A 15,600-nucleotide genomic window follows, 5' to 3' on the forward strand; every position below is an offset into this window, starting at 1 on the left:
TATCCTAGTTCTTAATCTTAAAATGGGTTACTTCATTATATTCAGCAGTAGTTCTTCCAGCCTGTTTTCCCGTTGATATAATTTTATTATTTGGTACAGTTCCATTTAAATCAAGATAATTTCTTTTTCCAGATATTTTAGTATCTAAAATTCTAAAATATCCTCCCGCAATGTCCTGAACAATCTGTATCCCATTCTTTCCTTCATATATAGCTTTACCTTTAGGGGTAAAATATATTTTAGGATTGCTACCAACAAATTTTCTAATAGTTTCGTCTAAATCAGCTTCCTTCCAGTTTTGGCTGTATACTTGGGCACGTTTAGCACCCAAAGTTACCTTTTGTGGCACGGCAGCCATTTCTCCATCTACAGGAGAAGGTTTAGCTATTTGATTACCTCTTTGTAAGGTCGTTAATGTTTTAGATGAAGTTGCTTTAATTGCTGCCCCCGAAATGGCGGCTCCCACTACCGGACTAAGCTTCACCCCCGTATCCAGTAGTTTTGCACCGTCCGTTAACTGGTCTTCGTGGTAAGTTAAGTCAGGAAGGTTGGAATCCAACGCCAAGCCCCATGCCGAAAGGTCGGTTCTGCCTGATTCGGTTAGTGAGAACAGTAATCCGTTATTTATGATGGTCGCTGCCGCCTGATTGGTATTTCTCAAGTCGGCAATTGCGTTCAGATGGCATTCATTCCCTTTGCTGCGACAAAGTTCTCTCAATGCTTGGGATTGCTTTTCACCTTTTTTGCGGTATTTTTCAATTATCCTTTCTTTTTCTTCGTCTGTCTTGGCACGTTTAAGCTCGGCACGTAAATCGTTGACATCTTTTAAACTTAGATAGTTATTCTCGACTGCATTCTGCCCAATCACCCCGCCAATCTGCGCACCCAAGGCAGAGCCGCCGTCTCCGGTTGCGCCAACGATAGACGCAATTACACCGGTAGTCGATTTAATTTCATCTTTGATATGCTCGGGTAACAGGTTGGCGTTGAATTCTCCCGTTACCGGATCGCGGGCGGTTTGTCCGTCGTCATACTGTTGCGCCAAATATTGTGCGGCTTTTTCGGCGGCTACGGCTGCACTGCCGCCCGATGCGGGGCTGCTGCCGTTAATGTAGGCCAAGGTCGCGCCCAATGCGAAGTGTCCCAGTATTTGAGCAGCTTCGTTTTTGTTTTCACCGTGGCCGAACTGCTGTCCGATAGCGGCTGCTGCATAAGGGGCGAGAGTGTTGGCGGCTGCCTGCAGGTCGCTTTGTCCGCCCAATACGCCGGTAATGAGGGTGGTTGCGGCATTTAGGGCGCGGCTGTTGCTGCCGCCTACGCCCCAATCGCGGGCTTTTGCATAGGCCGTCTGAAAGCTTTAGATTGCTTTATATTACAAGTATACCGTCTGAAAAAGATAAGATTTTTTCAGACGGTATCAAACTTATATATTTAAAATTTCATATTATTTTTTCTTCTGTTTATATATGAATTTATAAGTTTAGTTATTATGTTTAATAGTATTAAAAATATAATGCTTGAGATAATTGAGGCTATAAGATAAATTTCTTTTGTTTTGAAAATAGGTATGTGTATGGGCCTGTATTGATTGTCTGAGAATCCAATAAATAATCCATATCCATAACAAAATAATAATAAAAAAGTTGAAACAAGATTAACTATTTTGTTTTTTATAAAATATCTTAATGTGGCAATAATAAGTAGTGCTAGGAAAAAATAAAGATATGCTATAAATGCAGCACCAAAAGATCCTGTAATATAGTCTATTATTGTTTCAAATATATTTCCTTCTTTATAATTAATGCTTAATAATAAGTATGCAAAAAAAATATATGAAATAATAAAAAATGTTAATGAGGTACAAAAAAAGTGAAAAATAAAAGAAGGTTTTTTCATGATTTACATCCTTGCTTTTCTGTATAGCCTAGGAGATTACATCCATATTGTATTCTTGACTTGTAGTCTAAAATATTTACTCCGCTTACTATTTCAGATACTTTCCGAAATAGCTGTTTATTAGCAAGATATTTATCATGAATCGGTTGTAATACTCTTTGTTCATCTTTAAGTTGCTTAATATCCCATTGTATTGGGTTGGGTCTATTGTTATATAAATATTTAAAATTATTAAAACCTTGTGTTATTAATGTATCTCCAGCTTCTTTACGCCAACTATAGATATCAGGATTAGAAAGGATTTTACCAGCACCAAATGTTATATAGGAGCCGCAACCATCTGCTCCGAGGCCTGTTATACAATTACGAGAAACTTTTTCTGCACCTTCAAACCATTTTGCCCCCACTCCTAAGTTTTTCTCATATTGGTTACTTGCTGCAAAAAAGTCTGCTCGGTTATCAATGGTATTCATATAATGAACCAATCTATCTTTTGCTTTTTCCGTATTGTAAATGTAATTAAATGTTTTATTAGATGTTCTTGAAACATCTTGTCTCATGACGTTCCATGCTTCTTGCATAGAAATATACTTTATTTGATTTGAAATTCCTGTTCTACATGCATCACTATACGGATTTGTAGAACATAATCTTTGTACTTCCTGATCTAGTAATTCACTAATTTTTTCAGCTTCTTGAGTTGATAATTCACCACGTTTCATTCTTTGGAAATGTATTGGGGTGAGATAATTATTTTCTACAGCATTTTTGCCAACGGCGGCATTGATTTGGGCGCTTAATGCCGAATCACCGCCAATGCTGCCTACAAATGCGCCTACCGCACTGCTGAGACTGCGGATGTTTTCTTTCTGATCTTCGGTGAGGTTGTTCGGATTATCCGCTGCTTCTTGACCGTATAGTCCTGCCGTAATCACTTTGGCTGCGGCCTCCGCACCGGTGCCGGCTATTGCGCCGGTACCGAAGCTGCCGCCGTTGGCATAGGCCAGTAAACCGCCGATGACGGCATGGCTGAGAAGCTGTGCCGCTTCATTCGGATGACTGCCGCTTTGCCCGAAAGTTTTACCGACCGTTTCGGCGGCATAGGGTGTTGGCGGCTGCTATAGCGCTGTTGATGCCTAATTCCTGTGTAGTGGTTGCTTTACCGCCAATATTCAGACGGCCTTCGCTTAGGAGCGTAGTTGCTTGAATAGTAAGAAAATACTGTCTGGAAAGCTGGAATTTTTTCAGACGGCAGTGTCATTTACCAAAACAGAAAAATAATTAAATTGAGTTGGCAAAAGAGGTTATTCTACAGTTCGTTAAATTTCATTAAAGAAATCAGGATTTTCAAACAATTTGTAAATAAAATTTTCTATTGAATCTGCTAATGGGTTCTCCATATCCCATATCCAATATACAGGTTGTTTAGGTTTGTCTACATCTCGTATATCAAAACAAACAAAATATTCGCTAAATCTTTCGAAAAATGGTACTTGATATGGCTCGAGAACGAAATCTGGAGATATTTGTTCTGACTCTCCTTTTAGTATATCTGCAATTGATAGGGGATCCATTAGTCTATTTACTTCCTCTGTTACTTTACTTTTATCAGCACTAGTTTTAAAGAAACCATATCCTATTTCTTGCCAAAAATAGAGCAAATCAGATGGAATATGAATATATTTTTCCAGCTCTGCAAAGTCGTCATCTGGCAGCTTGAAAAATAAATTTTTTTCTACAGGCGATGTATATTCACTTGGGTCATCCATAATAACGGAAGCATTCTTTATTGAATCAAACATATTATTTATCCTAATCTTTTTGAAGACTTCTTAGTGGGCCACCTGAGCGGTGAATACCGCCTTGATGTTGGTCAGGGTATCTAGCAGGAGTAATATTTTGCCAAATGTTAGCGCCATTATTTTCTAGTGGTTGAATATGATGTACATCATATTTATCTCCTATATTCCTAATGCGTAGCCCTGTTTTAGATGAATTAACAGGCTTAGTATAGGTTGGCCATTTTTGACCTGTATTCTGTTCCCATTCTCTGATGAGTTTAGCTTTATTTCTGCCAAACTCCGCTCGGCGTTTTGCCAACTCCTGCTGGCTTGGTCTGGCTGTACCATTGGCTCTTATATATTCAGTTAACCCTGCACGCTGGCTAAATTCAATACGATAGCCCGTTTGAGCCTGAATATCATTTAAGTATTCTCGAATATTCAATGCTCTTTGAGTTACCGCGGTAGGTGTTTGATAAGCCTGATAGTTATTATTAAATCTTGCTACATATTCAGCTTGGCTTCTTCCTCTCGGTTGCGTTCTTAAAAACTCTGCAAATGCCCTCATTTGAGCAATTTCTGCAGCAGTTATAACACCCCTTCCTTCTGCGTCTATATTTCTATATGTCGGAAACCCATTAAAGTTAGGTATAAAAGAGCGTACTTGTGCCAATTGAAGATTATTGGCCGCAATATTAGAATCATTTCTCACTAATTGTGGGGCTCTAAATCTTCTTCCGGCGGTATTATTCTCCACCGCATTCTGCCCAATCACCCCGCCGATCTGCGCACCTAAGGCAGAGCCGCCGTCTCCGGTCGCGCCCACCACGGCAGCAATCGCTCCCGTAGCGGCTTTGATTTCATCTTTGATATGCTCGGGTAACAGGTTGGCGTTAAATTCTCCCGTTACCGGATCGCGGGCGGTTTGTCCGTCGTCATACTGTTGCGCCAAATATTGTGCGGCTTTTTCGGCGGCTACGGCTGCACTGCCGCCCGATGCGGGGCTGCTGCCGTTAATGTAGGCCAAGGTCGCGCCCAATGCGAAGTGTCCCAGTATTTGAGCAGCTTCGTTTTTGTTTTCACCGTGGCCGAACTGCTGTCCGATAGCGGCTGCTGCATAAGGGGCGAGAGTGTTGGCGGCTGCCTGCAGGTCGCTTTGTCCGCCCAATACGCCGGTAATGAGGGTGGTTGCGGCATTTAGGGCGCGGCTGTTGCTGCCGCCTATGCCCCAATCGCGGGCTTTTGCATAGGCCGTCTGAAAGCTTTAGATTGCTTTATATTAAAAAATATGCCGTCTGAAAAATATAATATTTTTCAGACGGCATATTAGCCATTTTATTTTAGGTAGTTTGATTTATTATACTACTTACCATCATTTTCTGCTCCTTTTAAGAAAGTAAGAAAGCATTAAAATATTTCAAAACTTAATGTTTTTCATTGTGTTTAATATTTAGAATGTAAATATTTAATAATATGGAGTGAAATTATCTTGCTTATAATTTAAAATTATTATATTTTTATTTGCAAGAGTCTACAGGGTATCTCCATTGAATGATTATTTGCTTTTGGTTTGAGATATCGTCAAAGCTGATGAATATAGCCTCTTTATCCCGGCATACCCCATTAAATCCAATGGAAGGAATTTTATTTTCAATAATGCTATTTATTTTTTTATAGTCTTCTTCTGTTCCTTTGATATAAAAGTTATTAATGCTTAATGGACCTTGTTGGGCGTGATTTTTTTTATATATTTTATAAGGTTTTATAATATATTCAATTTCGGCTGATATTTTATTATTTCTTTCTGAGTAATCTTTTTTGTACCCGAATTTTTCTTTTTCAAATTCAAACCTCGTTACTAAGAATATTATAAAAAAGAGGAATGCTGAGAAAAATAGAATTTGGTATCTTAATTTTATATGAATATTAGAATGCCACATTAAAATAACTCCAATTGAAATATTTTATATATTTATGTATTTTCTGTTCAGTCTGTAATAAATTTTCCAATTTTTACCATATTTGCTTTCCCAATAGAGCCAGAAGGAGATTTAGTTGTTGTAATTCCAAATTCAAAAGATATTTTTCCACTAGGAGTTTTGCTACTACCTACACAGGCAAAATAACCACATCCTGATATTGTTGTAGATTGCCCTTGAAGGGTATTTGTAATTGTTTCCCATAAACGAGCTTTTTCAATAGATGATAAATTATTAATATTACCTGCTGTAGCTGTTACGCTGGGTATACCTAAAAAATTAATATTATTATTTTCTTTAATGTTTGGGGAGGCTGATGCTCCTAAAAATATTTCTCCAGTAACTCTATTTACAGCTAAGCTTAGTCCGTAGTTTAATTTATCAGTAATAGGTAAATTAATAGTAGTAGCCCAGTAATGAATGCTGGGATTATTAGCCCATGGGGTATTATAATAGTTTACAAAAGCAGGTATAGGCTTAGCTGGATTATTATTTCCATAAGAATTTAATTCTTTCTTTGTTATTTCTCGACTTAAATCTGCTTCCTTAACATATTTGCTACATAAGGTAATATTACCATTTTCAGCACATGCAGCTTTTAATTTTTCATTACGATTTTTACTTATTGCATAAAGCTTTTGTTGAGCTGTGCGATAACATGCAGCTATATTTTGATTTTGTGAGCAAGATTTAATAGTATCTCGATATTTATCCCAATCTTGCTGAAGTAAGTAATTATTTTCTACCGCATTTTTGCCAACGGCGGCATTGATTTGGGCGCTTAATGCCGAATCACCGCCAATGCTGCCTACAAATGCGCCTACCGCACTGCTGAGGCTGCGGATGTTTTCTTTCTGATCTTCGGTGAGGTTGTTCGGATTATCGGCGGCTTCTTGACCGTATAGTCCTGCCGTAATCGCTTTGGCTGCGGCTTCCGCACCGGCGCCGGCTACTGCGCCGGTACCGAAACTGCCGCCGTTGGCATAGGCCAGTAAACCGCCGATGACGGCATGGCTGAGAAGCTGTGCCGCTTCATTCGGATGACTGCCGCTTTGCCCGAAAGTTTTACCGACCGTTTCGGCTGCATAGGGGGCGAGGGTGTTGGCGGCTGCCTGTAAATCGCTCTGTCCGCCAAGCAGGCCGGTGGCTAGGGTGGAAACCACATTCAGTGCGCGGGATTTGCTGCCGCCCATCTCCCAGTCTTTGGCTGCCCGGCTGGCTAGATCCAATCGTACGGCCGCTGTATCTATGGCAGCCTGATCATTGCTTTGCAATGCCGTCTGAAGCTGTTCTTGTGCCTGTTGCTGCTCTTTTAGGGCATCGGCAGCCATATTGCCGCTAAAGGTGCGTACGGCGGAGAAGATGTCGGCAGTGGCTTTGGCAACGGTTTGCTGTTTCTGCATCACCTCGCGGATATCGGGTAGGGCGTCGATTTGGCGGTGGGCGGTTGCCGCATCGCTGTTGATGCCCAATTCCTGCGCGGTGGCTGCTTTACCGCCGATATTCAGACGGCCTTCGCTTAGGGTGGCGTAGGTGGTGCCGCTGTCGCCACCGCTTTCGTATTGCGGCAGGGTAGGGGCGAAGCCGGCTCCTTGGTTCATACTTTGTCCGGCAATGGCGGATGATTTGCCCAATGCGCTTTGTTTGAAGGCTTCGCCGGAATTGAGCTGTCCGCCGTAGCCGCCGCTCAACCCGATATTTGACGCTTTGTAGCTGCTTTGGTTTTGAATATCTTCAAAGGTAAGGCTGTCGGCAGTCAGCTCGTTTTGCGCTGCGGGGGCGGTTGAGGTGATGGCGCCGCCTTTGAGGTGGACGCTGTCGGCTTTGACATGGTAGCCGCCTTCTCCGGCAAAGAGGCCGGATTGTCGGTTGCGCTTTGTCCGCCGACTTCAGAACTCGTAGGTATGGTTAACTGCCCTATGCGGCATAACCGTACGAATCCCTTTGAAATGAAAATATGCACAGCCGTCTGAAACAGTTTTAAGAAAACGGATTTCAGACGGCTTTTTAAATAAATGCCGTCTGAAAAGTTAGAGTTTTTTCAGACAGCATAGAACTGTCAATTATAGAAAGTATACTATAGGTACGTCCCATATCTGTGAATTTTATATATTATTTAGGTTGCAACTTACTAATCATCCTTATTTACTATATCAAATAGATTTTTAGTAAGATTTAGGCATTCATCTTTGCTTAATTTGAACTCTTCTCCCATATCCATTGCAATTAAATTCATAATTATATCTCGGCTTTCTTCGTTAAAATTAGATGAATATTTATTTAGAATTTTCATAGATATATAAGAAATAATATTTGCATCAAAATTATTTTCAATGTTATCTTTTAAATATAAGAGTGCATCTAAAAAGCTTCGATCAAAATTAGTATTAATCTTCATTTTTTAATTCCTTGATTAATTTCATGGCCTGTTGGTGGATAATGTTGCCCAGAAACAACTTGACCATTTATAGATTTTGGATGTACTTGAATGACATTTCCATTTTTGTCATAATTTTCCATCCATTGTCGAACATGACCATTGTTAGGATTATATTCTGTTACAAAAGAAGCTCCTCTTGTATATCCTGCTTTTTTAGAAGGAACTTCTTTATCATAATACCTTATACGCCCATCAGGTAATTTTGTTATTCTAACAGCTGACTTTTGAGCCCCCTGAAGGCCAGATAATTTTGCCCGCAAAGCTGCTTGTGCATTCAAATTATTAGAAGTGGAGGGATTATTTCTGTTAGATACCTTTTCATTAATAGCAGGTGCCTCTTTAGATATGTCAGTATGTTTGACACCTTTCAGATTATTAACTTTACTGGCACCAGTAGTACCTACCATTCCTGCTTTACCTACACTCAACGTATCCACCGCCAGTTGCACATAATTGGCAGCCTGTTCAGATAAGCCCAGCTTTTTCAAACCTTGAACAGTAACAGTAGGTCTTTGTTCGCTGGCTTTCTTTCCGAAATTGCTCAAACCGGTAATCAGATGGTCGCTTGATGAAGCGAGGCCAACTGCTGCTGCACCACAAGTCAGGCCAAATGTTTGGGCACAAGTGGCTGCGCCACCTTTTACCGAAATAACAATACCCGATGCACCGCCTACAATTTCAGCACCCGGAGTGATATAGCGATGGAGGATACTTTTATCTTCACGGCTCAGCTTTTCGTATTGTGCTGTTAAATAATCAGCAAGTATTTTCGGATTATCGGATAAGAATTGCATTGACTCGATTTGTAAGTCTTTATAACTTCCCGAAAATCTTGTGTCTTGAGCAAACGCAATAATACGTTTGACATCTTGACGGCATTCTTGAATTCTACCGCCCTGGCACTCTTTGTGTACTTTATCCTTTAATACTTTATATATATTTCGAACTTCTCTTGATGTTTTAGCTAAAGCATTCTCAGTCAGATAGAAATTATTCTCGACTGCATTCTGCCCAATCACCCCACCGATCTGCGCGCCTAAGGCAGAGCCGCCGTCTCCGGTTGCGCCAACGATAGACGCAATTACACCGGTAGTCGATTTAATTTCTTCTTTGATATGCTCGGGTAACAGGTTAGCGTTAAATTCTCCTGTTATCGGGTCGCGGGCGGTTTGTCCGTCGTCATACTGTTGTGCCAAATATTGTGCGGCTTTTTCGGCGGCTACGGCTGCGCTGCCGCCCGATGCGGGGCTGCTGCCGTTAATGTAGGCCAAGGTCGCGCCCAATGCGAAGTATCCCAGTATTTGGGCGGCTTCGTTTTTGTTTTCACCGTGGCCGAACTGCTGCCCGATAGCGGCTGCGGCATAAGGGGCGAGGGTGTTGGCGGCTTTGGCCGGATTCAAGGCGTATGTTTTGGGCGGCATCAAGGGCGATGGTGTCGCCCGCGCCGGCGTTGGTGTGGTGCAGCCGGATGTCGCCTTCGGTAGCTTGTAGATTGAGGTTGCCGCCGGCGGTGAGGCTGTTGGCCTGGCTTTGGGCATAGCTTTGGTTTTGGCTGGAATTGGCGGTTTTGAAGCCGACACCGGCTTCCACCTTGGCAATCACGCCCTTGCCGGAAACGGCATTATAGGCCTGATAACCCTGCGCGGCGGCGGCCATGCCTTGCAGGGCGCGGGTGCGGCCATCGGCTTTGCTTTCGGCTGCACCTTCTACGGCGTTGAGCAAATCAATCAGCGGTGAGGAGACTTTGGCAAAGCTGCCGATTTTGACATCGCGCTCGGATTGCTGATTGCTGCCGTAGTTGCTGTCGGCCAAGACATCGATGCTTTGGGCGCGGATGTTGATATCCTTGGTGGCGGAAACATCGGCCACTTGCTGGGTGTAGCGTTCTGAGGCACGGATGTTGACGTTGCCGTCGAGGCTGCCGATTTAGGCTTTGACTTGCTCTACCTGATTGCTGCGGCTGTTTTGGGTGTTTTTCATCCAACCGCTGAAGTATTCAGTGTCGGAGATTTGGACGGAGCCGATGCCGCTGCTGGTTTTTTGTTCGCTTTGGCTTTTGAAATTGTTAGAGAACAAAGGCCGTCTGAAAATTGATATTTCAGATGGCCTTTATTTAGCTGTTAGTTATTCAATGCCCATAAATTCTGGCAGATTACGAATAAAATTAATTTCTTCCTGCGTGTAACTATTTAACTCTAAAGATTCAAGTGTTTCTAAAAAAATTTTTATATCAATTTGATTCATTTCTTGGAAATTTATAGCTATACTTTCCATAATTTCAATAGCTGAATCTGGATTTAATATCTCTTCATTTGAAAACTCGAAAAATAAAAGGGCATCTATTAATGATTTCATTAAAATTTGGTTCATATTAATTCCTATGGTTTAACAACTTTTACGGATATATTTTTAATGTTTAACTCCTTAAGTAATTTATTAGCTCTATTTGCTTGTAATTCTGATGAAACCTCCCACCGTCCAGTCATTCCATTTTCTTTAAGTGCTTGTGATTGCCTGATTGCTTGATCCTTAGCTTTTGGGGTAGTTACAACGGAAATCTTTCTATCAATCAGTATATTATTCTCCACTCCATCAAATCTTACTAGCTTTTTACTACCATCAGCTAATGTCCTTTCTAGAGCAGGTGCTTCTCCCTGTTTAGTTTGAATATTAGATCGGGCTCCAGTTGCAGCATCATTGTAGCTACGAGCTTTTGAGCCCATATGCGCATTTTCTTTTACCCAAATGACATTTTTATCACTAGCATTCCACTGATTGCCAACCTTAGATTTCCCAATACTGCCAATTATTCCAACTGAGGCGTACATTGCTGATTTTGCATGGTCGATAACTTCTTGGTCATTCATGCCACGGAAATCAAGAATTTTACCTAGTGCTCCGTTGCGGTAGCCGTCTGCGGTTCGCTTCAAGAATTCAGAGTTACGCTCTACAATTGATTGGTCAAGATTGTTTCTTAAATCTTGCCGGGTGATTTCGTCGCGACAAGTTTGATTGTTGCCGCACAATAGGTGGAGAGCTTCCTTACCGGGTTTAGAAGGGTCTGGTCTGGGGTAATTATCACTCTCAGTAATTACTGCCCAGTCGCCTGATTGCGCACCTCCAATTAAATCAGCACAGCCTTTTGTTTGCGGGGCGGTAGTACAAATATTGACTAGTTTTTGCCGCTGATAAGAATCTAACGCAGCATAAGTTTTCTTCACATCTACGCAAGCTTGTTCATTGCCTGATTGGCAATGTTCTTTTAATGCATCTGCATATGCCCAAACTTGTTTTTCAGTCAGGTAATTATTCTCCACCGCATTCTGCGCCACCACGCCGCCAATCTGCGCATTCAACGAAGAATCGTCCGCTACTCCGCCAACCAGCGCACCGACTGCTGCACTCAAGCTCTTGATGTTTTCTTTTTGCGTTTCAGACAGACTATTGGGGTTGGCGGCGGCTTCTTCGCCGTACAAACCGAGGGTAATCGCTTTGGCTGCGGCTTCCGCTCCCGTCCCTGCTACTGCGCCGGTTGTGAAGTCTCCGCCATTGGTGGCGGCTACTACGCCGGCGAGGATGGCGTGGCTTAACAGTTGCGCGGCTTCGTTGGGGTTGCTGCCGTTTTGGCCGAAGGTTTGGCCTATGGTTTCAGCGGCATAGGGCGCGAGGGCGTTGGTGGCCGTCTTAAGACCGCTTTGGCCGCCCAGTGCGCCGGTAACGACTGTGGTGACGGCATTCAGGGCGCGGCTGTTGCTGCCGCCGATGCCCCAATCTTTAGCGGATTGCTCGGCCTGATTGTAACGCTGCATGGCTGCTGCTATGGCCTGATTGTCTTGGTTTTTAATGGCCGTCTGAAGCTGATCGTATGCCTGCTGCTGCTCTTTCGCTGCCTTATCTGCCATATTACCACTGAAGGTTTTCACCGCCGAGGCAATATCCGCCGTAGCGGCGGCTATGGTTTGCTGTTTGTCCAACACTTGTTGGATATCGGGTAATTCGTTCAGCTTTTGATGTGCGGTAGCTGCATCGCTGTGAATGCCCAGCTCTTCAACCGTGGTTGCTTTACCGCCGATATTCAGACGGCCTTCGCTTAGGGTGGCGTAGGTGGTGCCGCTGTCGCCGCCGCTTTCGTATTGCGGCAGGGTAGGGGCGAAGCTGGCTCCTTGGTTCATACTTTGTCCGGCAATGGCGGATGATTTGCCTAATGTGCTTTGTTTGAAGGCTTCGCCGGAATTGAGCTGTCCGCCGTAGCTGCCGCTCAAACCGATATTTGACGCTTTGTAGCTGCTTTGGTTTTGAATATCTTCAAAGGTAAGGCTGTCGGCAGTCAGCTCGTTTTGCGCTGCGGGGGCGGTTGAGGCGATGGCGCCGCCTTTGAGGTGGACGCTGTCGGCTTTGACATGGTAACCGCCTTCTCCGGCAAAGAGGCCGGATTGTCGGTTGACGGTTGCGCTTTGTCCGCTGCCTTTGCTTTGGTTGAAGTTACCCGAGGCTTCCCAAGCTGTGCCGAGGGATACCTGTACCCGTACGCCGGCACCGCTTTGTTTGCTTTCCTGAGAAAGTGTGTCTTGCAGGCTTTCGATATGGAGCTTGCCGCCGATATCGGTGTCGATACGGCGGGCGGTGGCGGCGGCACCGCGCAGGGTTGTACCGCCTTTGCCGGTGATGCGGATGTGGTCGGCATTGAGTGTGGTGTTTTCGCGGGTTTGGGCATCGCTGCGGTATTTGCCTTTGCCGGCACCGGCTTCGGCATAAACGTATACGCCGGTTTGTGCCCCTACGGATGCGCCTACGCCGACAGATGCGCCGACATTACTGTTCTTACCGTCTGCATGCTGCCGGCTTTGTCCGGCTTCTTTTTAATCTTTAATTTTTATTTAAATATAGATTTATTTGAATCATAATTTATTATTTATGTTTTTAATCAATATATCTAGAACTTTAATGAGCAGTTGATACATGCTATGGGTTACTTAAACACTTTGGATTGTTCTTATGTTCACCTTGTCTCCATGAAATAGAGAAAGAAATTTTACCACATATATAATATTTCTTATCAGCTTCTACACCATAGTCCATATTTTTCTCAGCGCGTATGTCGGTGATTGAAACATCTTTTTTGCAATAGTAAGAAGTGTTTCCAATTTGGTTGAATCCTTGGTTATATAAGGCTTCTTTAAATGCATAATATTCAATACACTTGGGTAAGGTAATATATGCGCCCACATAAACCCATGCATTTTTTTCAACATATTTACCATCTCCATAATCCCATAATTTTGCATTTAGTGATTGAGCTAATTCGGAAATAGTATTTTTTGTATGGTTTAGCTCGTATAAACCATTGTTACTTAAAAATCTTTCTGGTTTTTTGGATGAATTTTTAAGCATAAAGAAGAAAAAAAGCACAAATAAAAGGCTTGTTATCTTCATGATTATTTCAAATTTTTTCACAAAAAATCCTAATTAAAAAATGCAAAGAAATAAAAAGTTAAAATATTATTTCCCATGAAGATCATTAAATAAGCCATTCAATTTTAAGGTGGGGTTTACCACCAATAATGTGTATCTTTTAATATTGGATTAAATAGCGTATAAATATCTCTGAGTTTGAAAAAAAGGGTTAAATCTTGGGTTTGATAATTTAGTAATCTTAATTTCCTACTTTGCTACTAATAAAAATACCTACTAGAGTACGGAGAATATTCTCTGCAGGATTTTTTCTTTGGATTTTTCAAGAATTAGCTGTTGTGTTGATAATCAATTAATAAAACCAAAATTATATTTAGAAACAATACCGTCCGTGGCATATTTGAAGCAATAGTAGGATAATTTATTGATATCCCATTTTTTTGAATGGTTGAGCTATCAGTCTTGGTATAAAAATTTATGTTGACCAAAAAATATTAATCACTAATAAAATTAGTATAATTACACCAAATATTAAATTAATCCTTAATAAAAGCAAATTAAATTTGTTTGATATCTCTTTTTTTCCGAACAATATTTTGAAATATTTAAAATTTAAGTGGCTAAATTTAATTAAAAAATCAAAAAATCCAGAAATTTCTCCTTCTTCTTTAAATATTTTGTATGAAATTATGAAGTTCAGTATAGCTACTATTATATAAATTAGTATCAGAATTCCAAAAAAATAAGGTGATGACATCATTTAGTGTTTCCTTTTGATTTAGGTACATTAACTGTCCATTGATAACCGATATTTGCATTGGCGATTGCTGAAGCTCCTCCTCCTACTTTTCCTGTTAACACTAATGGTTCATTTCTTGAAAGATGTGCACCTGCACAACCACCTAATACAATACCTCCACCAGCAGTACTACATACTTCAGTAAAAGCACCATCTCCTCTAGAAACATTCGAAGCGGATAAACCAGCAAAAGCTTCGAAGCCAGTACCGGCTGTAAGAGCAGCTGTTATTACAATGCTTTTATCTTGGTTAATAGTGACACTTAAATTGGCACCTAATCCCAGTGCAGCCGTTACCTCCGCAGTAAGGGCAGCATTTGCCTTGTAGGTTTTTAATAGATCAAATAATTTTTTTCTCTCTGCAGCAGTACTATTTGCATTGACGATAAATTGTTGGGTTCGTTGATGTGCCATTTGTTGTAGATTGCTTTGTGCATTTGGAGAAATCCCAAAATCACTCAACGAGAAATTATTCTCCACCGCATTCTGTCCAATCACCCCTCCAATCTGCGCACCCAAGGCAGAACCGCCGTCTCCGGTCGCGCCCACCACGGCAGCAATCGCTCCCGTAGCGGCTTTGATTTCATCTTTGATATGTTCGGGTAACAGGTTGGCGTTAAATTCTCCTGTTATCGGGTCGCGGGCGGTTTGTCCGTCGTCATACTGTTGCGCCAAATATTGTGCGGCTTTTTCGGCGGCTACGGCTGCACTGCCGCCCGATGCGGGGCTGCTGCCGTTAATGTAGGCTAAGGTTGCGCCCAATGCGAAGTGCCCCAGTATTTGGGCGGCTTCGTTTTTGTTTTCACCGTGGCCGAACTGCTGTCCGATAGCGGCTGCGGCATAAGGGGCGAGGGTGTTGGCAGCTGCCTGCAGGTCGCTTTGTCCGCCCAATACGCCGGTAATGAGGGTGGTTGCGGCATTTAGGGCGCGGCTGTTGCTGCCGCCTACGCCCCAATCGCGGGCTTTTGCATAGGCCGTCTGAAAGATGGTATTTTATGCAGATTTACTATTTACAAGCGGGATAATCTTTATACGCATTTTTATCGCATGTACGTTTTCCATTAAATAAATATCCTTTTTTTTCCATACATAAAGAAGCTTTAATGTATTTGTTGTCTGACATCTCTGCATTATTCCATGCATTTTCAAATCCACAAGAACGCATATCGTTTTGCACCACTTCGTAACCAGGCCATTTGCCGTTTTTTTTCCAATATTCGCTTGCTGTAGGAAATGTACCGCAACCAACCAGCCATACCATTATTACTATTGCCATCAACATATTCTTTTTCAT

16 protein-coding genes and 1 pseudogene are annotated in these 15,600 nt (G+C 42.1%); all 17 read right to left on the reverse strand.

Translation table 11 applies throughout. The features are described from left to right. Positions 1 to 4 precede the first annotated feature (4 nt). The 17 genes and pseudogenes from LVJ86_RS02550 to LVJ86_RS02630 all read right to left on the reverse strand — a co-directional run bounded on the left by LVJ86_RS02550 (position 5) and on the right by LVJ86_RS02630 (position 15,600). Positions 5 to 1,132 (reverse strand): VENN motif pre-toxin domain-containing protein, encoded by a 1,128-nt coding sequence (locus LVJ86_RS02550; RefSeq protein WP_235284593.1) that lies wholly within the window; start codon positions 1,130 to 1,132, stop codon positions 5 to 7. Positions 1,133 to 1,431: 299 nt separating this feature from the next. Continuing rightward, entirely contained in the window at positions 1,432 to 1,896 is a 465-nt protein-coding gene (locus LVJ86_RS02555) for a hypothetical protein (RefSeq protein ID WP_047760671.1), read from the reverse strand. Next, on the reverse strand, positions 1,893 to 2,831 hold the full coding sequence (locus tag LVJ86_RS02560) for a VENN motif pre-toxin domain-containing protein (RefSeq protein ID WP_082131242.1): 939 nt from the start codon (positions 2,829 to 2,831) through the stop codon (positions 1,893 to 1,895). The genes LVJ86_RS02555 and LVJ86_RS02560 overlap by 4 nt, the downstream gene beginning before the upstream one ends. Before the next feature lie 384 nt (positions 2,832 to 3,215). Then, on the reverse strand, positions 3,216 to 3,698 hold the full coding sequence (locus LVJ86_RS02565; RefSeq protein ID WP_047760670.1) for an SMI1/KNR4 family protein: 483 nt from the start codon (positions 3,696 to 3,698) through the stop codon (positions 3,216 to 3,218). Between the two features lie 10 nt (positions 3,699 to 3,708). Beyond that, complete coding sequence (locus tag LVJ86_RS02570; protein ID WP_244702598.1) at positions 3,709 to 4,716, reverse strand: VENN motif pre-toxin domain-containing protein; 1,008 nt, start codon at positions 4,714 to 4,716, stop codon at positions 3,709 to 3,711. A gap of 478 nt (positions 4,717 to 5,194) precedes the next feature. Further along, complete coding sequence (locus tag LVJ86_RS02575; protein ID WP_047760669.1) at positions 5,195 to 5,617, reverse strand: hypothetical protein; 423 nt, start codon at positions 5,615 to 5,617, stop codon at positions 5,195 to 5,197. Between the two features lie 47 nt (positions 5,618 to 5,664). Next, positions 5,665 to 7,347 carry a VENN motif pre-toxin domain-containing protein gene (locus LVJ86_RS02580; protein WP_244702601.1) on the reverse strand — a complete coding sequence of 561 codons (1,683 nt, stop codon included), beginning with the start codon at positions 7,345 to 7,347 and terminating at the stop codon, positions 5,665 to 5,667. Between the two features lie 440 nt (positions 7,348 to 7,787). After that, positions 7,788 to 8,054, reverse strand: coding sequence for a hypothetical protein (locus tag LVJ86_RS02585; protein WP_047760667.1), 267 nt, complete (start codon positions 8,052 to 8,054; stop codon positions 7,788 to 7,790). Beyond that, on the reverse strand, positions 8,051 to 9,496 hold the full coding sequence (locus LVJ86_RS02590; RefSeq protein WP_342346022.1) for a VENN motif pre-toxin domain-containing protein: 1,446 nt from the start codon (positions 9,494 to 9,496) through the stop codon (positions 8,051 to 8,053). The genes LVJ86_RS02585 and LVJ86_RS02590 overlap by 4 nt, the downstream gene beginning before the upstream one ends. Then, positions 9,420 to 9,965: a hemagglutinin repeat-containing protein gene (locus LVJ86_RS02595; RefSeq protein WP_047760666.1), complete on the reverse strand. Its 546-nt coding sequence runs from the start codon at positions 9,963 to 9,965 to the stop codon at positions 9,420 to 9,422. Before LVJ86_RS02595 ends, LVJ86_RS02590 begins: the two co-directional genes overlap by 77 nt. 57 nt (positions 9,966 to 10,022) lie before the next feature. Next, positions 10,023 to 10,172, reverse strand: a complete 150-nt coding sequence (locus LVJ86_RS02600) for a hypothetical protein (RefSeq protein WP_161796050.1) — start codon at positions 10,170 to 10,172, stop codon at positions 10,023 to 10,025. 48 nt (positions 10,173 to 10,220) lie between these two features. Further along, positions 10,221 to 10,466, reverse strand: coding sequence for a hypothetical protein (locus LVJ86_RS02605; protein WP_047760665.1), 246 nt, complete (start codon positions 10,464 to 10,466; stop codon positions 10,221 to 10,223). 8 nt (positions 10,467 to 10,474) lie between these two features. Beyond that, entirely contained in the window at positions 10,475 to 12,358 is a 1,884-nt protein-coding gene (locus tag LVJ86_RS02610; RefSeq protein ID WP_053008320.1) for a VENN motif pre-toxin domain-containing protein, read from the reverse strand. Between the two features lie 330 nt (positions 12,359 to 12,688). After that, positions 12,689 to 12,892: pseudogene (locus LVJ86_RS02615) on the reverse strand (hemagglutinin repeat-containing protein); the annotation flags it as partial. Between the two features lie 166 nt (positions 12,893 to 13,058). After that, on the reverse strand, positions 13,059 to 13,550 hold the full coding sequence (locus LVJ86_RS02620; protein WP_047760664.1) for a hypothetical protein: 492 nt from the start codon (positions 13,548 to 13,550) through the stop codon (positions 13,059 to 13,061). Between the two features lie 714 nt (positions 13,551 to 14,264). Continuing rightward, positions 14,265 to 15,197 (reverse strand): VENN motif pre-toxin domain-containing protein, encoded by a 933-nt coding sequence (locus LVJ86_RS02625; protein WP_053008318.1) that lies wholly within the window; start codon positions 15,195 to 15,197, stop codon positions 14,265 to 14,267. 115 nt (positions 15,198 to 15,312) lie between these two features. Continuing rightward, on the reverse strand, positions 15,313 to 15,600 hold the full coding sequence (locus LVJ86_RS02630; RefSeq protein WP_047760663.1) for a hypothetical protein: 288 nt from the start codon (positions 15,598 to 15,600) through the stop codon (positions 15,313 to 15,315).

The organism is Neisseria arctica (assembly GCF_022870905.1).
GTDB classification, from domain to species: domain Bacteria; phylum Pseudomonadota; class Gammaproteobacteria; order Burkholderiales; family Neisseriaceae; genus Neisseria; species Neisseria arctica.

Excerpts from the sequence above, each read along its gene's own strand:
- LVJ86_RS02575 (WP_047760669.1), bottom strand. The coding sequence starts at position 5,617 with ATGTGGCATTCTAATATTCATATAAAATTAAGATACCAAATTCTATTT.
- LVJ86_RS02565 (WP_047760670.1), bottom strand. The coding sequence starts at position 3,698 with ATGTTTGATTCAATAAAGAATGCTTCCGTTATTATGGATGACCCAAGT.
- LVJ86_RS02605 (WP_047760665.1), bottom strand. The coding sequence starts at position 10,466 with ATGAACCAAATTTTAATGAAATCATTAATAGATGCCCTTTTATTTTTC.
- LVJ86_RS02585 (WP_047760667.1), bottom strand. The coding sequence starts at position 8,054 with ATGAAGATTAATACTAATTTTGATCGAAGCTTTTTAGATGCACTCTTA.
- LVJ86_RS02555 (WP_047760671.1), bottom strand. The coding sequence starts at position 1,896 with ATGAAAAAACCTTCTTTTATTTTTCACTTTTTTTGTACCTCATTAACA.
- LVJ86_RS02630 (WP_047760663.1), bottom strand. The coding sequence starts at position 15,600 with ATGAAAAAGAATATGTTGATGGCAATAGTAATAATGGTATGGCTGGTT.